Origin of the sequence: Pedobacter duraquae (genome assembly GCF_004362245.1) — a bacterium.
Lineage (GTDB): Bacteria > Bacteroidota > Bacteroidia > Sphingobacteriales > Sphingobacteriaceae > Pedobacter > Pedobacter duraquae.
In genome coordinates this window covers 1,290,256-1,313,057 of sequence record NZ_SNWM01000001.1, presented here as the reverse complement: position 1 = coordinate 1,313,057, position 22,802 = coordinate 1,290,256, and the positions used below count along the sequence as shown (strand labels likewise).

Below are 22,802 nucleotides of genomic sequence, written 5' to 3'. Positions count from 1 at the left end.
AGCATGAACTACTTCCTGGTCAAATCTGAGCCTTTTAAATACAGTTGGGAACAATTTAATAAAGATGGACGCACCTTCTGGGATGGCGTAAGAAACTATCAGGCACGTAATAACCTCAAAGAAATGAAGGAGGGAGACTTAGTGCTTTTTTACCATAGCAACGAAGGCAAAAATGTAGTGGGTGTCGCAAAAGTAGTTCGGGAATTTTATCAGGATCCTACAACTGACGATACTAATTGGGTAGTTGTAGACCTTTCGCCTGTCGAAAGCCTCAAACATCCTGTCAGTCTTGAACAGATTAAGGCTGAAGAAAGCCTCAAAGATATTTCTCTGATCAGACAAGGCCGACTTTCAGTGATGCAACTCAAAGCTAATGAGTTTGATAAGATCCTGGAAATGGGCTCTTAGATTTATATTATTACTTTTTATTGACAATATTGAAACAAAATTTGACATTAACCCGTTAATCTAGTATCTTACAAATGAAAAGTAATATATGGGAAAACGGGTTTATACGCTATTGTCTGCACTAATGTGCCTTACGCTAAGTAGTGTATATGCTCAGGTTAAGCCTTATCTTGCTATAGTAAAGACAGATAAGGAAACTTTTAAGGGCGTACTCTATGAGGCTTCAGCAGATAGCATTTGTCTTAAAACAGAAAAAAATACAATCTACGTCGCTTCGGCAGATGTAGAAAGCATCAATCTGAAGGAAATTCGTAAGAATTCGAAATACAGGAAGTTTCTGAATTATGATCCTTACAATGACCGCTTCGTAAAGGTTTCCAATAAAATGGTTCCTGTTCGTAAATGGGGCGAGAAAGATCCAACGATCGAAGAAGAACTGAGTGGACGAATCGTTACCTGCGTATATAATACCGCTTTAAACAGCGTAACCTCTACGGTAAGCAGCATATTTAATGGCAGCGTTCGATTTATTGAGATTGACCATAACACGGCAAAGTACAAATCAGAGCTAACAGCTTTAAATATCCATGCTTTACGCTATCAGGCAGAACCTGAAAATAGCACGCTTTCTGTTATCGCAAGCAAAGAAAACTAATTCTCTTCCGGTTTCATAATTCCCTTTCTGGATGCAAGTAATCCGGCACTCATAACCAGGCTGCTTCCCAATACTACCATGAACAGGAAAGAAGCGCCTATCTCGGGTATTTTGAGCTCTGCTGGAAGATTATAATACAGCAGGATGCTGATTAGTCCACGCGGTGCTATAAACAGTTCTGTCTGGCTGTTTTCCTTTCTGAAACTTTTCAGGTAGATCAAACGGATTACATAAATGCTGACTAATATAAAAAACCCATTCGCCAACACGGTTCTGTTATTCAGTTCATAGATATTCATTGTGAAGCCGAAAATAACAAAGAAAAAAGTCCGGATGATAAAGGCTGTCTCTGCCGAAAGCTGATGTAGTTGCGTTAGATCTGTCGATAGATTTTTGTAAATAAATATAGCCCTGAACCATGCATGCTGAATCGTGTCTGCATTGTTCAGGAATAACCCGAATGAAAGTATCAATACCAATGACGAAAGGTGATAAGACTGCCCGATAGCGTATACCAGGATCAGAATAGACAAAATAAGGAAGAATTTAATGTGATGCGATAATTTACCCATCAGGTAAAGCAGCAGCACACAGGAAATTGCAGAAAAAAAAAGGATCAGACCTGTACTCATCGCTAGTCCGGTAAAGGAAGAAATAGAAATCTGCTGGTTAGAGATACAGAAATTGAAAAGGATAATCCCCAGGATATCCGAAAAGGAAGATTCGTAAATAATAAACTCCTTTCCTTTGCTCCTGAGTGCGGCAGCGGAGGGGATGGCTATAGCGGAGCTCACCACGCTAAAGGGAATAGCGTTACATAAACAGATGTATAAGGCGTGTCCAGTGATCTGGTAAATAATAAAGGTAATCACACTAACAGTTACGATCAGAATAATCATCGCGGATAAGAAAGCGCCTTTGATCAGCTGGTTTTTTTGTTTCTCATACTTTAATTCCAAAGATCCTTCAAAAACAATAAGGATCAGCCCAACAGTGCCCAATGTGGGAAGGATCTTTAAAAAATCGAAGGTGTGTAGCTGAAGCTTGTCGACCAATAACCTTAGGCCGATTCCTAAAATCAATAATAGAAGTACTGATGGTAGCTTGGTCTTGCTGGCTACAAGGTCAAATAAGTAAGAAAAAATGACCAGAGCGCTTAAGATGATGAGTATCGTATACGTGGTCATATTTCCCGGTTATTCTGCTTTAAAAAATAGTGCTTTAAGTTCATTGGCGTCTTCAGGGAGCATCTTTCCTGATAATACCAATCTCAGCTGCCTGCGGCGTAAAGCGCCGGCATATAGTTCAATTTCCTCTGCTGTTTCCGGTACAAGTTCAGGCACAGGTATTGTCCGGCCACTTTGATCTACCGCTACAAAAGTATAATACGCTTCATTCGATTTAGCCCGGGCACCTGAAGGAATATTTTCTGCCCATACATCTAACCGCACCTCTACAGAAGTATTGAAAGAGCGTGTTACCTTGGCTTCAATAGTGATCACATCACCCAGTTTAATGGGTTGTTTGAAAGAAACATTATCCACAGAAGCGGTAACAACAATTCTGTTGCAGTGTTTTTGGGCAGAAATAGCCGCCGCAATATCCATCCAATGTAAAAGCCGGCCACCCATTAAATTATTTAGGGTATTGGTATCATTAGGTAATACAAGCTCATTCATGATCGTGAATGAGTGCGTTGGGTTTTTATGTTTAATGCTCATGTTAACCGCAAAAGTAAACAAAAATGTAAGAAACGTGTTATGGTATCGTCCCTTCCAAACAAGCTTAAACTTAAAGAATGGTTAATGAAACACTGATCCAGTATTTTCACTGGTATTATAATGAAGAAGAAAAGCTTTGGGTTAAAGCTGCTAAAGAAGCTCAGCATTTAGAAGAAATAGGAGTTACCATGGTATGGTTGCCGCCAGCGTACAAGTCGACCTCAGGTGTTACCTCCACAGGATATGATTGTTATGACCTATATGACTTAGGTGAGTTTGACCAAAAGAATTCCGTTGTGACCAGGTATGGGTCTAAAGATGAATATATTAATGCGATAAAGACCTTGCAGGATAGGCACATTACGGTAATGGCCGATGTGGTGGTAAATCACAAGGCCGGCGCTGATGAGCTGGAAAGGATTCCGGTGCGCCGGGTAAATCCGGACAACAGGAATCAGTTTATTTCAGATGTATTCGAAATTGATGCATGGACGAAGTTTACTTTCCCTGGCAGAAAGGGGAAATATTCTGAGTTTATCTGGGATCAGCATTGCTTCAGTGGAATAGACTGGGCAGAAGACCTTAAAGAAACAGGCATCTTTTCCATACAGAATCAGTATGGCGATGCCTGGGAAGAGGTGCCATCATCTGAAATGGGTAACTATGATTATCTGATGTTTAACGATATCGACTTCCGCAACAAGGAAGTGCGTGAAGAGCTGAAACGTTGGGGTGAATGGTATTATAAAACATGTGGTATGCGTGGGTTCAGGCTAGATGCGGTGAAGCATATCTCAACCGGTTTTTTAAACGAGTGGATTGACCACATGAATGCAACTTTTGATCAGAAGTTCTTCATCGTTGCCGAAAATTGGATCACTGATGAAGTGCATATCCTGCAACAATATGTCGATGAAACTGAAGGGCGGATGCAGCTTTTTGACTCGCTTTTGCATATGAATTTTCACCGGGCGGGAGATGAACGGCAGGGCTACGACCTGACTAAAATCTTCGAAGGTACTTTAACGCAAACCCATCCAAACTTGTCAATCACTTTTGTTGATAACCACGATTCACAGCCCTTACAGGCACTGGAGTCTTATGTGGAATATTGGTTCAGGCCTTTGGGCTATGCCCTCATCTTATTGCGTGAGCAGGGTATCCCATGTGTATTTTTTCCGGATTTGTACGGATGTAAGTACAGCGATCAAAATGCTGAAGGTGAAACGGTTGAAGTAGAGCTGGTATTTCTGCCTGAGCTAACAGTGCTGACAGATATTCGCAAGCGTTTATCTTATGGCATGCAGCGGGATTACTTTGATCATCCCAATTGTATCGGTTGGACACGATCTGGTGATGAGGAACACGAAGGATCGGCTATTGCTGTAGTAATGAGCAATGGCGATGAAGGCTGGAAAACAATGGAGGTTGGTGCCGAACATACCGGCAAGGAATTTATCGATGCTTTAGGTCGACGTAAAGACAGCGTTCATATTAATGACGAAGGCTGGGGAGATTTCCATTGTGATGGAGAAAGTGTTGCGGTATGGGTTTTGAAAAAGGATTAATTACCTTCTTTTGTTGCTGACATTCGTATAGCCGATAAGCTCATCCCAACGTCCACCGGGCTTGCGGTAATATACAAATACCTGATAGGTATTGTCGGTCTCAAAAAAAGAGCCCTCGAAAAAGATGTCGTTAACCTTGCCGGTTTCGGCATCTTTCCAGAAATATTTGTAGTCGTAAACACCCTGTTTCAAAAAAATGCTTGTGTAGAAACGATTCCTTCCTGCGTCAAACGTCATTTTGTTTTCAGCGTTTATGGCATAATCGTTAAATCGTCCTGCAACATATACATCCCCTTTGCCGGCAGGCGGCTTTGCACTAAGTGTGAATAATACATGGGCGTAATCACTATCAGTATTTTGATCTCTGCCATCCTGATTACGAATAAAGAAGTTTCCATTTTCATCATATACGCTGGCATAGCGGGAGTTACTACCACCATCGGCAAATAGAAATACGTTTAAAGCGGTATCTCTAAGAATCTCCTGCACATGTTCTCCCTTGTACCTGATACTTCGGATGTCGAACTTCCTGAACTCATTGCCTCCGGGAAAATCATTGCTGAGCAGATCATTATAAACGATGGCACCCTGTCTCACAAACGTGGGTTTAGTATTCGTAATTGCCGTCTGACTGATACCATTCTGCATCAGTACCGCTTTGATATCGGTATACGGATTTTGAATAGGAATAGTATGGAAGATAGTGAAATTGATCTTTTGGTTGGTAGACCGTAAAGGAACCTGTGAACTGGGAACAATTTCGATCCCCGCGTTTACAAGATTCTCTACTACATAAAAACGTTGGGATACCACCGCGTTCTGAATATTTCCATCCAGGTATACTTTTAATAGGTAGTTGCCTGTTAGCTTAGGCGCAATTTGCTGATTGGGAAACCTCAGACTATAATGCGTAAACTTTTGTAAGGTGTTTGACGAATATTCATAATCCACAATCCGATCATCAGCATAACTATTCAGGTAATCCAGCGGCGAGAGCCTTGATGACTTCCAGTCGGATGTGCAGTGTTCTATCGTATACCAATAGTTTTTACTTCCTCCATCCAGATCATCAAAAGAAAAATCGATCTGTTCTCCTGAATTGAGAAGTATAACGGGTAGGGACTGCTCCTTGTTGCTGTTCGCACAGATCACAGTTTTTATCTGTGGCTGGTAAACCTTATTCTCGTATGCAAAGGGCTGTTGTGCAACAGCAAAGTGCATACAGGCGGTCAGTATTAAAAGCAGTCCCCCCAATTTCTTCATTAGCCTTCTATTTCCATAATTTCCGCAGCAAGATCTTCCCAAACTTTCTGGGCTTTATCGAGTTCCTGCTTGGCGCCTTGATATTTCTTATTGGCTTCAGCGAGTTTCGCCGGGTTGCCATACACCTGATCGTCTGCAAGCTCTGTTTCAATCTCCTTAACCTGAGTTTCAAGGTCAGAGATTTCTTTTTCTCTTTTCTGTAACTGCTCGTTTAATTTTTTTAACTGAGATTGCTGGTTAGCAGGTTTTTCTTCCGCCACCTTAGGCTTCACTTCTTTTTGTGCCTTTACAGGAATCGTGGTCGGTGCCGCTGGCGGTCTTTTGCTATTCCATTCTTCATACTCAGCATAGGTGCCTGGATATTCTTTGATGTCTTTATCTTCAATAAACCAGATCTTATTTGCTACGTTATCCAGGAAATACCTATCGTGAGATACGGAGATAAAAGTGCCTTCATACTGCTGTAATGCCTGAATAAGGATGTTTACAGACTGGATGTCCAGGTGATTTGTAGGCTCATCGAGAATCAGGAAGTTAGAATCTGTAGTTAGCGATTTAGCCAAAGCAACCCTCGATTTCTCTCCTCCGGATAAAACCCTGATTTTCTTAAACACATCATCCCCGGTAAACAGGAAACATCCCAGGATACCACGTAATTCTGTGTCTGTATGTTTGGGTGCAAAAGCCTGCAGCTCTTCTAAAATGGTATTGCCCAGATGTAAAGATTCCAACTGATGCTGAGCAAAGAAGGTTGTAGTTACATTGTGACCAGTCTCTACCTTACCCTCAAAACCTTCGGCTCCTGCAATAATTCTAAGCAAAGTGGATTTACCTTTACCATTGGCACCGATCAACGCAATTTTGTCACCTTTCTCAATCAGTCCTTCAGCATTTTCCAGAATATCTACATTAGGGTAGCTTTTTGTGGCATCTTCTACTTTGATCACATGGCGGCCTGAAGGTTTAGAGAATTTGAACTTGAAGTTAACCGTTGGGTTATCATCGTCAACATCTTCTACACGTTCCATCTTGTCTAATGCTTTCATGCGCGACTGTGCCATTTTAGCTTTAGAAGCTTTAGCACGGAAACGCTCGATCAAACGTTCTTCTTGTTTAATCTTAGCCTGCTGGTTTTTAAATTCACCTTTTTGAATCTCTCCACGTAGCGCTTTTTCCTCCAGATAGAAGCTATAGTTACCTGCATACGGAGTTAATTTACCTTTGCGGGATTCTACAATTTTATTAACTACCTTATCCAGGAAGTATCTATCGTGAGAAACAATTACAATCGCTCCTTCGAAGCCCATCAGGTAAGTCTCCAGCCATTTAATGGAGGGTAAATCCATGTGGTTGGTAGGCTCATCCAGCAACAGGATGTCAGGTGTCTGCAATAGGATCTTAGCCAACATCACCCGCATTCTCCAGCCTCCTGAAAACGTATTCAATGGACGGTGCTGATCAGCTGTACTGAATCCAAGACCAGCAAGGATTTCATTCGCCCTGTACTCAATATTATAACCGTCTAAGGCTTCGAACTCCTGCTGCTTATCACTAAGCTTGTTTAAAACTTCTTCTGAGTAATCAGTTTCTATCGTTTTAAGTAACTCTTCAATTTCATCATGTAGCTGGTTTTGGCGCTCAAAAGCTTCCATAGCTACATGTAATATGCTGTGGTGTGAATCGTAAGAAAGTAAATCCTGGTTCAGATAACCGATTTTTAGGTCTTTGGCCATTGATATCGAGCCTGATGAAGGCGCATACTCGCCGACAATTATCTTTAGCAGTGTAGACTTACCGGTACCATTAGCGCCAATAAGGCCAATTCTTTCACCCGGTTTGATATGCCAGTCTGCTTCATCGTATAAGGCTCTTGAGCCAATAAGGAAGGTTAAATCGTTTATAGAAATCATGTTGCTGCAAAAATACGATTTTTAGACGCAATTTTTATACAAACGTCCTATCTTCGTGGCATGTATCGTTTAATTAAACCTGTTTTCTTTCGTTTTGATCCAGAAAAGGTTCACCATTTTGTAACCGACAAACTCAAATGGTTCAATGATTATTTTCCCCTGGGCAAAACAATACTGCGCAGCAGCTTTGATGTCCATATTAAAGGACTTGAAAGAGAGGTTTTTGGAATCAAATTCAGGAATCCGGTAGGGCTTGCCGCAGGTTTTGATAAAAACGGAGAATATGTAGAAGTTTTGAGTAACCTTGGTTTCGGTTTTATCGAGGTGGGTACTGTTACACCACTTCCGCAACCTGGAAATGATAAGCCCAGGATGTTCAGGCTCACAGACAACGATGCATTGATCAACAGGATGGGTTTCAACAATAAAGGAGTCGATATCCTTGCTGAACGATTACGATTGCTGCGCGAAAATGATGCTGACATTGTGATTGGTGGAAACATCGGTAAAAATAAAAATACTCCTAATGAAGATGCTGTCAGCGATTATATCAAGTGTTTCGACAGACTGTTTGATGTGGTCGATTATTTTGTGGTTAACGTAAGTTCTCCAAATACACCCGGTTTGAGGGAGTTGCAGGAGAAAGGCCCACTCACGGCGATACTGAATGCGCTGCAACAACGAAATGGAAAAAATGGTATCACTCGACCAGTTCTATTGAAAATAGCGCCAGATCTGACCAACGAGCAACTGGATGATATTATCGACATTGTTAAAGAAACTGGAATTGCCGGGGTAATAGCCACCAATACGACTATAGATAGGTCTAAACTGTCAGGCACAGATAAATCGACTGCAGAAATGGGCGGCCTAAGTGGCAAGCCACTAACACAACGGTCTACAGAAGTTATCCGTTATCTGTCCGACAAGTCGGGCAGAGCGTTCCCAATTATCGGGGTGGGGGGTATCCATTCTCCCGAAGATGCCAAAGAGAAACTTGCGGCGGGGGCTTCCCTGATCCAACTATATACAGGCTTTATTTATGAAGGCCCAGAATTGGTAAAACGAATTTGCAAGGCTTTAGTCTAAAAATAAGGCATAAAAAAACCGCTGTGTGAAACAGCGGTTTTTTTATGCCTTGAATTAAATCAATTATGCTTGTGCTAATTTAGCAAGTAATGCATTGTTGATAGCCAATTGATCTGTAGTTGACTGACGTGAACGGCTTCCCAATTCAATGTTAGTTGCTAATTTCAAAGTCTTAACTTCCAAACGTGAAGTTGTTTTATTTTTTCTGTCTTTTCTTTTTAATCTTGTAACTGCCATTGTCTTAAGCTTTATGTTTTTAATTAATAAAAATCTGGAGGTCGAGAGCGGATTCGAACCGCTGTACGAGGTTTTGCAGACCTCTGCCTAGCCACTCGGCCACTCGACCCTGTTTAAATTCAGGCTGCAAAAATAGCAATTATAAGTTACTATGCAATTTATTTCTGTAAAATTCTGCTAATTTCCGAACAAATGATCGCTGCGGAAATGGCAACATTCAGAGACTCACCAGCGCCGACCTTCGGAATTGTGATGGATTCGTTGATCAAAGCACCTATGGCATCCGATACACCCTGTCCTTCGTTGCCCAATAAAACGATACCTTCCGGACTCCAGTTTACCGCATACAGATTTTTGCCGTCCAGCATTGCCCCATAAACTGGAACATCAGTTTCTTTAAGTAAAATCTCCAGGTCAGTATACCAAATCTTAACCCTCGCCAAAGAACCCATAGTTGCCTGTGCCGTTTTAGGGTTGTAAACATCAACCGTGTTTTCTGAACAGATCACCTGAGTAAAGCCAAACCAATCGGCAGTCCTGATGATGGTTCCCAGATTCCCTGGGTCCTGTATGCCATCCAGTACCAGGTTATATTTTCCTTTAAGATCCGCTATGGAATAATTGCTTTCTTTTGGAATATGTACCAATGCCAGCACGCCTTGTGGAGCCTGCAACGTACTAATCTTTTCCAGTTCGGCGTTGTTTACTTCAAATAACTTTATATTTGAAGGTAGTTTCGGCAGTAAAGACTGATATTGTGGTAAATAACAGATCGTATGGATCTGGAATGCTGAAGGAATAAATTCCAGAATTGATTTTATTCCTTCAATAATAAAAATTCCATGTTCTTTACGGTACTTTTTTTGATGTAACGATTTAATAAAACCTATCTGAGATTTTGAAAGCATACCTTGATTTGATAAAGAAGCACAAGTTTTCTGCAATATTACTATTTATTATTCTTTTCGCCACGGCATGCTCTTCTACAAAGTACATTCAGGACTACCAATCGGTCATGAAAAAGGTAGAGATCGACAGTGTTCCCAAGGCCTTTGATGAAGAAGCATACAATTATGTACAGAAAGACATCCGGCCGGCTCCCAGGTTCGGTATAAATGTTGGCTTGTACAACATTTTTTATGGTCTGTTTAAAACCAAATCGGTTGGAACACCGGCACCGTTGCTTGATAGTGCACTGGTAGAGATTTCAAGAGCGCAGATCGAGAAGTTCCTGATCAGTAAAGGCTATTTTAAGGCGAAAGTAAAATCTGAAATCGAAGTCAAAGATCAAAGGGCTAAAGTTTTCTTTAAAGCTGACCCTGGTACCCCGTTTTCTGTAAATAGATTTACTTATGAGATTCCTGATTCAACGCTAAAAAAAGTCTACCTGGAAAATAAAAATAACTTCACCCATCTTCATGCAGGCATGCAATATGACGATGATTCTCTGGTGTATGAAAGGGAGAAAATCTATGAAGTGATGAAACAGAATGGCTATTTTGATTTCCTTCGCCCTTATGTAAAATATTCAGTTGATTCTAATTTGAATAATAACAAGGTCAATGTCAAGGTCATTGTTGATAATCCGGAGGGAAAAAAAGCGCATTCCGTTTTTACAATAGGCGAGACCAATATCTTAATAGCACCTTCAACAGATGGCTTTCCACCATCGATGGATACCGTAAAATTAAACCCCAGAATTGCGCGTGGGATTCGTTATACCGATATGTCCGGACATTTCAGAAGAAATCCGATTACACGGTATGATTTCATTAAAGAAGGAGAGATCTATAATGTGACTAATGAAAGTTTAACATATGATCGGCTCTACGAGCTCAATGTTTTTAAGAATGTTAAAATAGACTACTTGAAAGCTAAAGATAGTTCTAATAAGGTTGAACCGGTTATCCGGCTTATCCCCCAAAAGAGAATGAGCAACAGGATTGAAGGGGAGGTTCCCTTTAATGCCGGGACAGTTGGTTTTACTTTGAGTAATACCTATACCAATAATAATATATTTAGAGGCGCAGAACGCTTCGAGTTCCAGGTTAAGGGTGGGCTTCAGTCCAGGATTGGAAACGGTGGGTCATTGTTCAGTGATATCTATCAGCGCGACTTCTCCTTAAGTGCCAACCTGTCTGTACCTAGATTGATGGTGCCTTTCGACATCCCGATGATGGGTAAAAATGGGATGCCTTACACTACGTTCTCTACCAGTTATGTCTACTCATTGCAAAAAGGTTTTTTTGATAGAAGGGTGTTTTTAACCTCCTTTACATACGATTGGGTAGAAACGAAATCTAAATTACACTCATTGACGCCGCTCAATTTTGAGTACAGGTTTGGTGGCTTGCTTATCGATACCACTACCGCTGATGGAAAGGCACTGATACTTGCAAATTCATATAACATCAAGTTGTTGGACAGGAAGGACATCACGCTCGGTGTGAAGTACACCTATACGCTGAATGCAAATAAACTTTTGCTGAATCATGACTTTTTCTATTTCAGGGGCAATATCGATATGGCTGGTAACTTATTACAGGGTGTAACAAAGGTTTTCGGTTCAAAGAATGATGTGTCACAAGGCGACTATGCTACGATCCTCGGTTTGCCCTACAATCAGTATGTTCGCCCCGAAGTTGATTTGCGGATGTACCGGAATCTGGGTGGGAGCAGGCAGTTTGTGGCCAGAGTAAATGCAGGTGTAGGTTATGCTTATGGAAATTCAACTGCTATACCATTTGAGAAATTGTTTTTTGCAGGAGGATCCAATGGGATACGTGCCTGGCAAGCCCGGACGCTCGGACCGGGTAATTATAACCGGGCTACCCGAATTGCAACTGAAGAAGCCAGGCGAACGCTATATGGTATAGACCAGTTAGGCCAGATGCATCTTGAGGCCAATTTGGAGTATAGATACCTGTTACTTGATAAATTCTTCGGCGCTGTATTAAAAGGAGCTTTCTTTGTAGATGCCGGAAACGTATGGAACATTTCGCCAGGAAATCCACAGCCAGAAACATATTTTAAGTTTAAGGAGCTAGGTAACCAGATTGGGATAGGCACAGGACTAGGCTTTAGGTATGATCTCGACTATTTTGTATTTAGGTTCGATGTAGGCTTGAAACTTAAGGATCCACAGTTTACCGGATCAGATCAATGGGTCATAGGCAAGTATCTCAGTGGTGGCAAAGAGTTTAAAAACGATTATTATAAAAGCCATAGTCCCGACGGTTATCGCTTTATCCAATATAACTTCGGTATCGGCTTGCCTTTCTAAAACGCTCGTTTGAGTGTGTCAAATATCGTTTCGAAGAAAGTACCGACGCTAAGTCCGTTACTGTGGTTAAAATAGATAAAAACAAGTAAGAGGATGACACCTATAATGATGAACCTTCTAAACGCAAAGATCATCACAATAATGATCACTGGAAAGATAATCAGCCAGATGCTGCTGATCTGATAAGGCGTTAAACTTCCATCTTTTTTGTAAACATACAATAACTTGCTATGTGTACCGCGGTCGTTCTCATGCTTGATGTACACAAAAGATGACCGCTCCAGCTGCAACGGAACTACGGCCACACCGCCATTAAATTTAAGTTGCTGACTGAAGCCACTCACACTAAACGTATACAAGCCGTTGATCTGTTCGAGTGGTTGCTCCAGCGAGTCGGCCGCAATAATAGCTAGTTTGCTGTTTTTTAACAGACTTTCCTTTACAATAAAGTTATTGATGTCTACTTTCTGACTAAAAGCAGAACTGCTTATGGCTAGCAAAAGTAAGAATAGGTAGCGTTTCATTCGATAGATCGTTTATTGTAAATAAGATAACCCAAATGTAGTAAAACCCCGTTTCTTTTTACCGGGTCATCATATAAATTATAACTGAAGCTGATTGGCCCAACAGGCGTATGATAAACAAGCCCTGCTGTGCCCGCATAGTAGCTTTTATGAAATGCTTTAGTATTCTCCACTTCCTGGAAGCCTTCTTGCTGGAACTCTTTGTATGGAAGAAACAAATATCCTTCCACGCGGGCTTCGATGTTTCTGCTGAGTTTGAATATGTTTTTAATTCCTCCGGCAAGGTAGGTTGTTGCCCGGAACTTCTCCAGAAAAAGTGACCTGCTGTCTTGTAGCGGATAAAATGCAGGAGCCGCAATAAGGGTGGAATAGTAATTCGAAAACAATGGTTGGTTTGATACAACACCTTCAACCAAATATCCCATGGTGTATTTGCCCTTGTGAAAAAAATAATTCTCGTCACTTACCTTTAAATTTAACCAGTCGCGATATGTCCGCTTGATACCGGGCTTGTCTAATAAATTTGTATTCCTTGAAATATTTCCGGGTGTATAGTTTTCTCTTCCTGCGAAGTAATTCAAGCTAAAAAGGAAATCCCGGCCGCGACTGGCGTACTGCTTATAGTTTAACGTATTTTGCTCAAAGGTTAAAGCTGTTCTAGACCCGTTGAAGATTGTCTGATCCAATACATCCCCCACTGCATATGTATTTGTTGGGCTATATTCGTCCGTATTATTGATAAATGAAGTTCCGAGTGTAATCCTGGTGTTTCTATTGAGTGGAAAGCCGCCCTTGATTTCTATTTTTCTGTCCGACTGCTCTATGTAGGTAGGGTGTGGGTTCTCGATAAAAATCTGACTCGAATTAAAGAAGTTAAAGTGATTGTAAGTTAACTCTGCAGCCAGGAACAGTGGGAGTTTGGAGGGAAAGTCGACTCTGCCGTTGAGCTGTGCAGATTCGTAAAACCTACCCGAATAAAAATTGGCCCCGAACGCATAAGCCTTACGGTCCAGATAATTATACTGCAACCCAAGGAAGACATTACTGATTGGCCGGGTTGAGATATTTCCGCCGAAATCTATCTTGAAGCTTTTACGTGGCTGCGCAAGGATCTCGAAGTTATAGCTATCGGTAGCGGCATTGTAAGATATTTTTGGATAAATAGTCTCGAATGTTTCATCCGCAACCAGCTTGTAATAGCCCTGTTTAATATCATCGAGATTAAAATTAGCTTTGTCGCGTCTGAAAAGACGCTCAATGTACCGTTTCTGCTGACTGTTCACACCCGTCACTTTAATGTCGCTAAACAGCAAATCGGGTTTCTTGTTGTTAAATGTATTTCTTTTATTCAATAAACTCTGCGGACTTACCCTTCTGTTTACCTCGCGTTTGATCTGCTCCATATTGGCCATGGTGGCATCATAGCCCTGCTTAATGATATCTGCCACCGGGTTGAAATTAGTTACGCTGAAATCTTTCAGGTCTGGCTGAATATAAACCCCCTTGTCACCGATTAGCGTGGAGTCCGACTTAGATAGAAACATGTAAATCATCAGCCTGTTCATCAATCTTTCGTCAGACCCTTTCGGATATTCATTAAAAGTCTTAGATGATACATTGGCACCAATAATATAATCCGGATGAAATTCTCTCCTCATCACATCGGCAGGGAAATTATTATAAAGACCGCCATCAAAAACATATTTTCCATCAAGCTTGATAGGGCGGTACACCAGAGGGACAGTCATTGTTGCCCGAACAGCTTCGGCCAGACTACCTTTCGCCACTGTAATGCTGGTTTGCGAGAGTACATCAGACACCATGCAACGAAAGGGGACAAAAAGATTGTTGAAATTATCTTTGGAAATAGCGGAGGCTTGCGAGAATAGCTCCAAAAGTGCAAAATTGAGCGGTATGTCATTAACAAGAGCCGATCTGAAACTCAGTCTTAAGCTGGTGTCTATCGTGAGTTTGGCTGTGATGATTGAAGAATTAGGGTTGTTTTTTTGAAAGAAAAAACTGAAATCACTTGTGTATTTTCCTGTTACCCAATCCTGAAAATCTTTGCTCAGCGCAATAGCCTCAATCTGCGCCGGACTGTATCCGGCAGCGTACATGGCACCGACAATTCCACCCATAGAGGTTCCTGTAATGTAATCAATAGGAATGTGGTTTTCTTCGAGTGCTTTGAGTGTGCCGATGTGAGCGAGGCCTTTGGCACCTCCACCACTAAAAACCAATCCAACCTTCTGTGCCTGCATAGATAAGCTCAAAAAGCAAAGCAGCATGATCAGAATTGGACTAAAGCACTTCATATCCTAAAAATAGCAGTTTTAAAACCCAAATGGGTCTAAAAATGAAATTTTTAAAAAACGCATTAAACAGGCATAACAGAGGTATTCCCTGCGCTATGTCTGGGATATGTGTGGGTAAGCCCTTTGTAATCCTTGTTTATACCGTAAGGAATGGTGTTTTTGTGCACTTTTTTAAGTGAAAATCGGCTGCGGATCAAATAGACGTTTGCTTTTAACGGCTAATTATTTAGGTTTGTCATTTATCAAACCGCTTTTTTATGAAGTTTAAGCTGATTCTTTTTTTATCGCTGATTGTTAATGTTGCATGTTCTCAGAATAATAATGCACAAACTTCAACAACCTTGCCCGCAAAAGAAGATTTTAAGGACGACTGGGCAAATTTATCCAAATATCAAAAAGAAAATACTGCACTGGGGGAGCCCAAGCAAGGGGAAAAAAGAGTTGTTTTTCTTGGTAGTTCTGTATTTGAATTCTGGAAGCAGAAAGATCCCGGATATTTTGCCGGTAAAGCGTATGTTGATAGAGGAATTGCAGGCCAGATTTCTCCACAGTTGCTGCTGCGTTTTCGTGCAGATGTGATCGATATTAAAGCAAAGGCTGTAATCATACTCGCCGGCAGCAATGATATCGCTGCTAATACCGGGCACATTACCAATGAACGTATTATGGATAATATTAAGTCTATGGTGGAACTTGCTAAGGCCAATCAGATTAAGGTTATTCTATGCGCATATCTGCCGATCATTGACTACCCATGGAGAAAAGGATTAGAACCAGCCGATAAAATTATTGCCCTGAATAAATTAATCAGGGCTTATGCAACGCAGGAGAAGTTAGTACTGCTTGATTATTTTACACCTTTTGTAAACGAGGTGAATGGACAAAAAGAAGAATTGACGGTTGACGGCGTTCACCCTAATTTAAAAGGATACAAAATTATGGAAGCGATTACCGATCAGGCAATTGCAAAGGCGCTGAAGTAAATCATTTAGTTACCTTCCCATTTGCAAAGTGTTTTTCCTTTGCTCTTAGCGTCTTCTAAGGAGATCTTCGTTACCTTATACTGGCAGGTACCCAGTCCCCGGCAGGTAGCAGAATAGTGATATTTTGTCGCATTTCCGCTGTTACAGATATATACGAGTTGTTTAGGAGAAGTTGTTGAACAACTTATTAAAAGAAGAATGAAAAGGATTTTCATAAGCGTTAATCGAATCTATTATATCTTATTGGGTAACTTTATGATTAACGTCCTGTTTTCAAAATGGGGGACTGCTTAGTCCAAGGTGTGAACTTTAAAGCAATCCCCGGCATTTCTTTGAGAGCTAATTTTTTCTATGGATAATCTAATTTGATGCTTAGTAATTCTCTAGCGTTTGATGCAGCTGCTGGCGGTAGCCATATAGTTCATCTAGGCTATGTAATTGCGTCTTTTCACCCGCATCTTTTCCATTGTGAAATGTTTCCAAATATTTCTTTGCGGTATTGAAGTGGAATCTACAGATGGGTTTCCTGTTATTGTCGTCGAGCAGAACGCCAAAATAGGATTGCGTATCTCGAGGAGCTATTCGGGTCGAAGGAATCTTCTCACGCAGAATTGCCTTCACAATTTGAAATGCCTCGAGTTCCTCTTCCGTGGTAATAATTTTGTCTACATCCGGATTCTCGTTAATGGGACCCGCAGTGGTATCATCTCTCTTCTCTATTTTCTCGTTAATATTCAAAGCTGACTTAAGCCGGTCACTGATAGATTCGTTAATCGAGATCGTCAATGCTTTTTTTGTATATTCCTTAAAAACAACCATGCGGTTTGCTGTCAGCGGCTTTTCAAAGAATCTGTTTACAAGTAATTTGACCAGTTCATCGGATGGACTTTCTATCTCTTTTTCAAATTCTTTCCTTATTGCCTTAATATATTTAAGTGCTTCTGCCGAATCGAGAATAGTTTCCAGGCTGTATTGATTTTTTGTAAAGCTTTCAAGGATCTTTATAGAGCTATCTTTTAGATCCTCAATATCGATGGTAAAAAAAGGCTTTTCATCCATGATATTTGGTTTTTCTAAATCCGTGTAGAAATTGTATACCGTACCATTTGTAAGCACGCCGAATCTAGCTTTTGACACATGATAATAGCGGTGCAGCTGAGAATTATGTGCATCAGCATTTTCTTTCCAATGTTTACATTCGAAAATCAGAATCGGCTCATCATTTTTACGGATTACATAATCAACTTTTTCTCCTTTCTTTGTGCCGATATCGCAAATGTGTTCCGGCACAACTTCCGTAGGATTAAAGATGTCATAACCGAGGATTTGGATAAAAGGCAACACAAAAGCGTTTTTAGTCGCCTCTTCGGTATTAATGTGATCTTTCAATCCTACTACCCGTTGATGAAGTTGTTCTAGCTTAAGTTTAAGATCCATGATATGCTTAGTTTTGTTAGTATCAAAGCTATCAGGTCTTGAAGGTGTTTTCTTACTGGAAACCGTAAACCAATTAAATAATTCCGAAGTCTTTACAATATGCAACTAACTGCTCGTTTTTAGAAAAAGAAAGTTCCTCTTTCATTAGATTGAGCCGTTTCTCTACACTACTTAAGCCAGAAGGTTTGATGTTGTTTTGAAGTAGATATGCTGGTATTTCTTTTTGAAGTGTGCCTTTTGAAAGTAAAGAGATGATAGTGATATCAAACTCAGTAAACTCATAAGCATTTTTTTGCTTTACCGTTTGCCTGAGATCAGCAGAAAGGTACAATTTTCCCTTAGAAACGGCCTCTATAGCAGCTTTCAAATCTTTGGCATCGTTTCGAGCCTTACGTACATAACCGTTAATTCCTGATTCTCTAACAAGAGCATCTACTATGGCGGCTTTGTTCTCGGCCGAAAACACGATGATTTTTAAAGTTGGATGGATTGCTCTAACTGCCTGAATGAGTTCGGTACCTCCAGTAAGTTTCTGAGGCCGGTGATCTTCTTCGAACGAAAGGTCAGTGATTATCAGGTCGAAGGGTTCTTCATTTGATAGCAGACTTTTCTTAATGTGCATAAAAGCATCATCACAATAATAGGTGTATTGAGTATTTGTGATTTCCAGATCAGCTAGTGTCTTTTGTACTGATATATTTGCGCTTTCGTGGTCTTCTGCAATTAATACTCTTCTAAACATCATAATTATGGTTAAGGATTAGGAAATGTGATCTGAATTTTCAAGCCTTTTTCAACTTTGGTGTCAAAGATAATTGCTCCACCAACCGTAGCTATACGGTTTCCCGTATTCCTGATTCCATTGTTTTCCTGAACTCCATTTGGCATGCCTACGCCGTTATCAGTGTAGTAAATATTAATGCGATCTTTATCATGCTCAAACTTAAGGGCAACATTTGTAGCCTGACTATGTTTCTTCATATTAACGAGGAGCTCCTGTAGAATGTGTTCCAATTCGTATTTGATTGTGTCGCTGACATTTTTCCAAAGTGCAGAATTGTTCCCTGCAATCAGGATCTTAGTGTCCTCTGTAGCAAATGAAATTAATAGCTCAGAAATAACTTCGTTGAAGTTTTTTAAATTATTAGGGTTTTCATAAGATATGTCGCGTGATTTTTCATACAAGGTTTCTATTCTATCTAAAACCTCTTCTTTATCAATACCGGGGCGGTTTCCTATTTCGGTCATTACACGATAAAGGCCGTTTGCGACGACGTCATGTACTTTCTTTGAAGTTTTCAACTGGCTATCACGAAGTGCGTTTCGCGCACTAATTTCCATGAGCCTTTTTCTTCGTTTAAACCAAATTACGGCGAATACAAAGGCACATATTGAAAATAAAGCTATCCCTAATATTAGGAGTTCTCGTGCGAAGATCTGATATCTTTTTATTGTATTTTCTTTTTGGAGCTGTAGATTTTCGGATTTACTTTTTTGAGCCTCATAACGAATCAGGGCAAACTGGTTTTTAGCAGTATTCCGTGCTGTTTGCAAACTATCCGATAATTTGTGATATATAGTAAAGTATCTTCTGGTGTCGGTTTGAGGGCTGAGCTGTATTAGTTTTTGAAGGGCTTCGAGTTGATCATCAGGGCTGTCTAGCTTTACGGCGATGTGATGCATTTTTTTAGCATAAAATAGTGCCGCGGATATATTTCTACTGGTATAATAATCTGCTAAGTGAGCATAGCTTGAGTTCAAGCCCCATTCGTCATTTTCTGCTTCCCGAATACTTAGTGCTTTGCGTAACTCTGGTTCAGGATTGTAAGCGGGATTTTGAAGCCACTTTGTATAGGACAAATTTGTTAATATCCTGGCATATATTTTTGGGGTTTCTTTGGATTGTAGAAGAATCCCGGAAAATATTTTGATCGCTCGATTATAGTTCCGTTTTTCCTGATATACTAACCCTATATTATTCGCGTTAGTAATTAAGTCTTCTTTGTCATTTGTGTAACGACGAGCAGAATCATAATAAAATATCGCTGCATCATAGTTTTTCAGATTAAAACTGGTAGATCCTAATTCATTGTAATTTGATGATAGACAACTTAAATGTTTGGGATTCCGTTCATCAAGGAATTTTAGGGAGGCGAGCAGACTTTCCTGGCTACCAAAATTGTCTCCGGCGTAATTTTGTATCCATGCCATATAGTTGTACGCGAATGCTGTACTCAGGCTATCTCGGGAGCTCGTTGCTACTTTGTTAAAGTAGTAAAATGCAGAATCTTTGTTCTTTGAAAATAAAGACTTCGCTTTGATGTAATCTGGATCTTTAACTAAAATGCCTACTTTTCTAGGTTGTTTTTTTGAACAACCCATGGTAATTAAAATGAATACACAGAGGAGTAGCGTCTTTTTCAATGAGATTGGTTTTCTCAAATATAAAAAAAAGTAAGGCAGTTATTGCTGCCTTACTTTTTTGATTAAGGTTTGTCTGGAGGATAGTGTCCTGTATCGCCGCCTGTGCCATCACCAGGTGTTGTTGGTGTAGTTGGAGGAGGTGTAGTACAATTTGTAGTGGCTGTACCATCGTTATTTGTTGTATTGATTGAACCTGTAGATGGGCTCGACAATCCTAAGATCAGAGCAATGATTAATTCTAACATTGTTTAAAAATTAAAGAATGAAATACTTTGTAGTCCCCCACGATCGTTCGCGGGGACTGCTACGGTTGTAAATCAGAAGGCCTTCTGAAATTTTTGGGAAGTATGAGAATCAATTGCGGGAGCTTATAACTGCTTCCCAAGCCGGCTACTTACCACCGCAGATCATCTCTTTTTAAAATCAATTTTTTTTGTTCACCACAATAGTTAATCGGGGTGTCGTTGATTTCTGAAACAAATGTATGGCGGTGTAAATGATTAATTATAAGGTGGTTCCGGTAATTCCGATGATTCCGCAGAAATTCCGGGAAACCGTGATAGATTCCGGAAATTCCGTTGTATTTTGCAGAGAAATGCGTTTCAGGAATGTTTGAAGATTATAGAGAAATTGTGTTTGCTGCCTATAAGCGAAAAAAAGAGGAAGGGTTACTTTCATCTAATTTGCATGCTCCCTCACCTGCGCGGTTGAGAAATCAATGCGAGATAACTTACGATGAAAACTATTCTTTAGCGGATGAGAATATTTTAAAAGGTTTTTTTGGCGCCAAAGGGGATGCGACGGACTATAGTCTACGGATCAGAAATTTTGACATAGACAAATTCAGACCTCTTGTTAAATTTTTAAATGGGAGGATCACTTACACCGATGATAAAAACATAGAGCTTTTATCCTGGTTAATTAATTTTAGTCCCAGACCATATCCATTGTGGAAAAAGAATTCAGTGATTTCTGATCAAATAAGTGCTGAGAATAGCGGTATTGAAGATGAGTTGCTGGATAAACAAGATATTAAAAGCGTTGTGCCAAATGAGCCTGAAGGAATTTTGGAGAAATCTTTAAAATCCCATCAGACTGAAAGTGGTTCAACTTATATAGATAAAAGGAAGATAATCTCAAGTCGCGTAGTTTCAAATGCGACAAAACGAAAGTTAATATACGCGTTTGTCGCATCCGCAATAGTTTTTGGATCATCCTATTTTTTTTATAACAAGAACAATCAGGGATGTATGTATTGGAATGGCAACCGTTACCAGTCTGTTGGCTGTAATATAAAAGTGAGTGGTGCAAATGTTTTAGCACTTGATACATTCCAGGTTAATCATGTCAGAAAGATAACAAGGCCTGATACGATTACCCGAAGTTCTATCCGCAAAATCTGGTATGCAAAAATAAACGGGATGCCTGAGTTCTTCACCGACAGTAGCTATCATCCAACTGATAATAGAAAAAGGATGCTTCCATTAACGGAGTACATGTACGACAAATACATTGAACCGCAAAAACATAAATAACTGAATTAAATGGCTAATGCCACATCGTTCCTGCAAGGCCTAAAACTGTTCCCATCCAAAGCCCAATTAAAAGAATGAGTAAGCTTAATATATTCGCAGTGATCATTTTCCAGCCACCTTGCTTACGCAAATGATCTATCAAATAATAAAATAGACCAGCCATAGCTCCACCGTAGGGTACCGTGATTAGTGGTCTGATAAACCAATACTCAGGCCATTCAGGATTTGGCCCCGGAGCCATTAAAAGAAAAATACTGATTAATACCAGACCTATTCCGGCACCCATTAACATGTGCTTAAACAGCACGATTTGAGGTATTGATGGCGATAAAAAATTTTGTTGGTGTGACATAAAATATGAATTAATCTACTTTGTGGCTCAAAGTAAAATAAAGTACTTTGCATTTCAAAGTATTTGGATAAATTTTTTTATTGCTAGTGTTGAGGGTTTAATACTGTTCCGTAAATAGGGCGTTAGGTAGACTTAATCGTCTCTAAGATTATTTTCAAATCTTTAAGTCGTTTTCTTGTAATTACAAACTCACGATCTGCTGCACCAGTTAAGCGAATGATGTATTTTTCAAATTCCCAATAACTGTAATTCTTAACCTGGGCGACATTGATGATCTGTGAGCGGTTGATCCGAAAAAAATCTTTGGGATTTAACTCCTGCTCTAATTCAGCAAGCGTCTTTTTGATGTTAAACTTACCTTCTGATTTATATGCATAGTAATGCTTTTTTTCTACCTCAAACCAGATAATATCAGCAATCCCCAGCAGCATGGTACCCTGGTTGTTGAACCCTTCGATTACCTGTAAAAAGAAATCCTCATTACATTTCACAGTATTTATCTCGGTAGTCAAAAAGTTCTGTGGCCTTCTCATATAACTCATTAACAAATCTATATTGATCAATAAGTAGCCCCATATGATAATAGGAAAAAGATAATTAAAATACATGCTGAAGCTCATAAAGAACTCAGGAAAATATAATGTCCAGCCATGGGTAGGATACAGCAAAAATAGATATCTGAAAAAATTAGTCACTGGTCCGAAAATAAGTATCGAAACAAGGAATAAGGGCAGCGCCTGAAGTTGAAATATTATAATCGGCTTTAGCGCCAATTTGATTTCTTTAAGGTTGAACCACTTTAAATAAAGTCTCATCAAGGTTGCCAGAATCGCAAACGTAATCAGTTCAAAAATATAAAGCTGACGAAAAAAATAGCCGAGATAATGAAGAAAACCTGCTTGTTGTATTCCTGTAACCGGGCTGCGCTGCGGGTTGTTGATCATGTTGATCTGATCTAGCAGGAGTGCGAGAAAAGGGATCAATAAGAAATGATAGAATCGCGAAAATACAAAATGTTGGATCCTTATTTTTTTGGGCTGCATGGCAAGCAAAGATATACTTATGATTCTGGATAAGAAACCCGTATTTCAGACCCAG

Annotated in this window: 21 protein-coding genes and 1 tRNA gene; 7 read left to right on the top strand and 15 right to left on the bottom strand. The window is 40.0% G+C overall.

Annotated elements, in window-relative coordinates:
- Positions 1 to 3 precede the first annotated feature (3 nt).
- Positions 4 to 408, top strand: a complete 405-nt coding sequence (locus CLV32_RS05655) for an EVE domain-containing protein (RefSeq protein ID WP_133553244.1) — start codon at positions 4 to 6, stop codon at positions 406 to 408.
- Between the two features lie 88 nt (positions 409 to 496).
- Entirely contained in the window at positions 497 to 1,063 is a 567-nt protein-coding gene (locus CLV32_RS05650; RefSeq protein ID WP_133553242.1) for a hypothetical protein, read from the top strand.
- Here the strand turns inward: CLV32_RS05650 and CLV32_RS05645 are convergent.
- Together CLV32_RS05645 and CLV32_RS05640 are read right to left on the bottom strand one after the other, a co-directional pair.
- Entirely contained in the window at positions 1,060 to 2,250 is a 1,191-nt protein-coding gene (locus CLV32_RS05645) for a cation:proton antiporter (RefSeq protein ID WP_133553240.1), read from the bottom strand. The two genes, CLV32_RS05650 and CLV32_RS05645, sit on opposite strands and share 4 nt — an antisense overlap.
- A 9-nt stretch (positions 2,251 to 2,259) precedes the next feature.
- Positions 2,260 to 2,784, bottom strand: a complete 525-nt coding sequence (locus CLV32_RS05640; RefSeq protein WP_133553238.1) for an acyl-CoA thioesterase — start codon at positions 2,782 to 2,784, stop codon at positions 2,260 to 2,262.
- 77 nt (positions 2,785 to 2,861) lie between these two features.
- Between CLV32_RS05640 and CLV32_RS05635 the strand changes: the two genes are divergently transcribed.
- A complete protein-coding gene (locus CLV32_RS05635; RefSeq protein WP_133553236.1) occupies positions 2,862 to 4,352 on the top strand; it encodes an alpha-amylase in 1,491 nt (496 codons plus the stop codon).
- Here the strand turns inward: CLV32_RS05635 and CLV32_RS05630 are convergent, their stop codons facing one another.
- Both CLV32_RS05630 and CLV32_RS05625 read right to left on the bottom strand, forming a co-directional pair.
- Positions 4,353 to 5,615 (bottom strand): type IX secretion system plug protein, encoded by a 1,263-nt coding sequence (locus CLV32_RS05630; RefSeq protein ID WP_133553234.1) that lies wholly within the window; start codon positions 5,613 to 5,615, stop codon positions 4,353 to 4,355.
- Positions 5,615 to 7,525 carry an ABC-F family ATP-binding cassette domain-containing protein gene (locus CLV32_RS05625; protein WP_133553232.1) on the bottom strand — a complete coding sequence of 637 codons (1,911 nt, stop codon included), beginning with the start codon at positions 7,523 to 7,525 and terminating at the stop codon, positions 5,615 to 5,617. Before CLV32_RS05625 ends, CLV32_RS05630 begins: the two co-directional genes overlap by 1 nt.
- A 60-nt stretch (positions 7,526 to 7,585) precedes the next feature.
- Here CLV32_RS05625 and CLV32_RS05620 point away from each other — a divergent pair, with 60 nt between their 5' ends.
- Positions 7,586 to 8,614 (top strand): quinone-dependent dihydroorotate dehydrogenase, encoded by a 1,029-nt coding sequence (locus tag CLV32_RS05620; protein WP_133553230.1) that lies wholly within the window; start codon positions 7,586 to 7,588, stop codon positions 8,612 to 8,614.
- A 63-nt stretch (positions 8,615 to 8,677) separates the two neighbouring features.
- On the opposite strand, the gene CLV32_RS05615 is transcribed toward CLV32_RS05620, so the two are convergent.
- The 3 genes from CLV32_RS05615 to CLV32_RS05605 all read right to left on the bottom strand — a co-directional run bounded on the left by CLV32_RS05615 (position 8,678) and on the right by CLV32_RS05605 (position 9,759).
- On the bottom strand, positions 8,678 to 8,851 hold the full coding sequence (locus tag CLV32_RS05615; protein WP_133553228.1) for a spore protein: 174 nt from the start codon (positions 8,849 to 8,851) through the stop codon (positions 8,678 to 8,680).
- A gap of 35 nt (positions 8,852 to 8,886) precedes the next feature.
- Positions 8,887 to 8,960: transfer RNA gene (locus CLV32_RS05610), tRNA-Cys, on the bottom strand.
- Between the two features lie 49 nt (positions 8,961 to 9,009).
- A complete protein-coding gene (locus tag CLV32_RS05605) occupies positions 9,010 to 9,759 on the bottom strand; it encodes a TrmH family RNA methyltransferase (RefSeq protein ID WP_133553226.1) in 750 nt (249 codons plus the stop codon).
- Here CLV32_RS05605 and tamL point away from each other — a divergent pair.
- Positions 9,750 to 12,134, top strand: coding sequence for a translocation and assembly module lipoprotein TamL (tamL, locus tag CLV32_RS05600; protein ID WP_133553224.1), 2,385 nt, complete (start codon positions 9,750 to 9,752; stop codon positions 12,132 to 12,134). The genes CLV32_RS05605 and tamL overlap by 10 nt on opposite strands.
- Here the strand turns inward: tamL and CLV32_RS05595 are convergent.
- Positions 12,131 to 12,658 (bottom strand): hypothetical protein, encoded by a 528-nt coding sequence (locus CLV32_RS05595; RefSeq protein WP_133553222.1) that lies wholly within the window; start codon positions 12,656 to 12,658, stop codon positions 12,131 to 12,133. The two genes, tamL and CLV32_RS05595, sit on opposite strands and share 4 nt — an antisense overlap.
- Positions 12,655 to 14,973, bottom strand: coding sequence for a patatin-like phospholipase family protein (locus CLV32_RS05590; RefSeq protein ID WP_243732240.1), 2,319 nt, complete (start codon positions 14,971 to 14,973; stop codon positions 12,655 to 12,657). Before CLV32_RS05590 ends, CLV32_RS05595 begins: the two co-directional genes overlap by 4 nt.
- A 257-nt stretch (positions 14,974 to 15,230) precedes the next feature.
- On the opposite strand from CLV32_RS05590, the gene CLV32_RS05585 reads away from it, so the two are divergent.
- Entirely contained in the window at positions 15,231 to 15,956 is a 726-nt protein-coding gene (locus CLV32_RS05585; RefSeq protein WP_133553220.1) for a GDSL-type esterase/lipase family protein, read from the top strand.
- 372 nt (positions 15,957 to 16,328) lie between these two features.
- Here CLV32_RS05585 and CLV32_RS05580 read toward each other — a convergent pair whose 3' ends face one another.
- From CLV32_RS05580 to CLV32_RS05565, 4 genes are all read right to left on the bottom strand, one after another.
- Positions 16,329 to 17,393 carry a type I restriction endonuclease gene (locus CLV32_RS05580; protein WP_133553218.1) on the bottom strand — a complete coding sequence of 355 codons (1,065 nt, stop codon included), beginning with the start codon at positions 17,391 to 17,393 and terminating at the stop codon, positions 16,329 to 16,331.
- A gap of 73 nt (positions 17,394 to 17,466) precedes the next feature.
- On the bottom strand, positions 17,467 to 18,138 hold the full coding sequence (locus CLV32_RS05575; RefSeq protein ID WP_317130238.1) for a response regulator: 672 nt from the start codon (positions 18,136 to 18,138) through the stop codon (positions 17,467 to 17,469).
- 8 nt (positions 18,139 to 18,146) lie between these two features.
- Positions 18,147 to 19,817 (bottom strand): tetratricopeptide repeat-containing sensor histidine kinase, encoded by a 1,671-nt coding sequence (locus CLV32_RS05570; RefSeq protein WP_208110952.1) that lies wholly within the window; start codon positions 19,815 to 19,817, stop codon positions 18,147 to 18,149.
- Between the two features lie 62 nt (positions 19,818 to 19,879).
- The gene (locus CLV32_RS05565; RefSeq protein WP_133553216.1) at positions 19,880 to 20,062 is read right to left on the bottom strand and encodes a hypothetical protein; all 183 of its coding nucleotides are present in this window, start codon (positions 20,060 to 20,062) and stop codon (positions 19,880 to 19,882) included.
- 363 nt (positions 20,063 to 20,425) lie between these two features.
- On the opposite strand from CLV32_RS05565, the gene CLV32_RS05560 reads away from it, so the two are divergent.
- Positions 20,426 to 21,352, top strand: a complete 927-nt coding sequence (locus CLV32_RS05560) for a hypothetical protein (RefSeq protein WP_133553214.1) — start codon at positions 20,426 to 20,428, stop codon at positions 21,350 to 21,352.
- A 13-nt stretch (positions 21,353 to 21,365) separates the two neighbouring features.
- On the opposite strand, the gene CLV32_RS05555 is transcribed toward CLV32_RS05560, so the two are convergent.
- Together CLV32_RS05555 and CLV32_RS05550 are read right to left on the bottom strand one after the other, a co-directional pair.
- On the bottom strand, positions 21,366 to 21,704 hold the full coding sequence (locus tag CLV32_RS05555; RefSeq protein WP_166641890.1) for a potassium transporter KefB: 339 nt from the start codon (positions 21,702 to 21,704) through the stop codon (positions 21,366 to 21,368).
- 122 nt (positions 21,705 to 21,826) lie between these two features.
- Complete coding sequence (locus tag CLV32_RS05550; protein WP_208110951.1) at positions 21,827 to 22,687, bottom strand: LytTR family DNA-binding domain-containing protein; 861 nt, start codon at positions 22,685 to 22,687, stop codon at positions 21,827 to 21,829.
- Positions 22,688 to 22,802 lie beyond the last annotated feature (115 nt).

Excerpts from the sequence above, each read along its gene's own strand:
- CLV32_RS05655 (WP_133553244.1), top strand. The coding sequence starts at position 4 with ATGAACTACTTCCTGGTCAAATCTGAGCCTTTTAAATACAGTTGGGAA.
- CLV32_RS05650 (WP_133553242.1), top strand. The coding sequence starts at position 497 with ATGGGAAAACGGGTTTATACGCTATTGTCTGCACTAATGTGCCTTACG.
- CLV32_RS05645 (WP_133553240.1), bottom strand. The coding sequence starts at position 2,250 with ATGACCACGTATACGATACTCATCATCTTAAGCGCTCTGGTCATTTTT.
- CLV32_RS05640 (WP_133553238.1), bottom strand. The coding sequence starts at position 2,784 with ATGAGCATTAAACATAAAAACCCAACGCACTCATTCACGATCATGAAT.
- CLV32_RS05635 (WP_133553236.1), top strand. The coding sequence starts at position 2,862 with ATGGTTAATGAAACACTGATCCAGTATTTTCACTGGTATTATAATGAA.
- CLV32_RS05630 (WP_133553234.1), bottom strand. The coding sequence starts at position 5,615 with ATGAAGAAATTGGGGGGACTGCTTTTAATACTGACCGCCTGTATGCAC.
- CLV32_RS05625 (WP_133553232.1), bottom strand. The coding sequence starts at position 7,525 with ATGATTTCTATAAACGATTTAACCTTCCTTATTGGCTCAAGAGCCTTA.
- CLV32_RS05620 (WP_133553230.1), top strand. The coding sequence starts at position 7,586 with ATGTATCGTTTAATTAAACCTGTTTTCTTTCGTTTTGATCCAGAAAAG.
- CLV32_RS05615 (WP_133553228.1), bottom strand. The coding sequence starts at position 8,851 with ATGGCAGTTACAAGATTAAAAAGAAAAGACAGAAAAAATAAAACAACT.
- CLV32_RS05605 (WP_133553226.1), bottom strand. The coding sequence starts at position 9,759 with ATGCTTTCAAAATCTCAGATAGGTTTTATTAAATCGTTACATCAAAAA.
- CLV32_RS05595 (WP_133553222.1), bottom strand. The coding sequence starts at position 12,658 with ATGAAACGCTACCTATTCTTACTTTTGCTAGCCATAAGCAGTTCTGCT.
- CLV32_RS05590 (WP_243732240.1), bottom strand. The coding sequence starts at position 14,973 with ATGAAGTGCTTTAGTCCAATTCTGATCATGCTGCTTTGCTTTTTGAGC.
- CLV32_RS05585 (WP_133553220.1), top strand. The coding sequence starts at position 15,231 with ATGAAGTTTAAGCTGATTCTTTTTTTATCGCTGATTGTTAATGTTGCA.
- CLV32_RS05580 (WP_133553218.1), bottom strand. The coding sequence starts at position 17,393 with ATGGATCTTAAACTTAAGCTAGAACAACTTCATCAACGGGTAGTAGGA.
- CLV32_RS05575 (WP_317130238.1), bottom strand. The coding sequence starts at position 18,138 with ATGATGTTTAGAAGAGTATTAATTGCAGAAGACCACGAAAGCGCAAAT.
- CLV32_RS05565 (WP_133553216.1), bottom strand. The coding sequence starts at position 20,062 with ATGTTAGAATTAATCATTGCTCTGATCTTAGGATTGTCGAGCCCATCT.
- CLV32_RS05560 (WP_133553214.1), top strand. The coding sequence starts at position 20,426 with ATGTTTGAAGATTATAGAGAAATTGTGTTTGCTGCCTATAAGCGAAAA.
- CLV32_RS05555 (WP_166641890.1), bottom strand. The coding sequence starts at position 21,704 with ATGTCACACCAACAAAATTTTTTATCGCCATCAATACCTCAAATCGTG.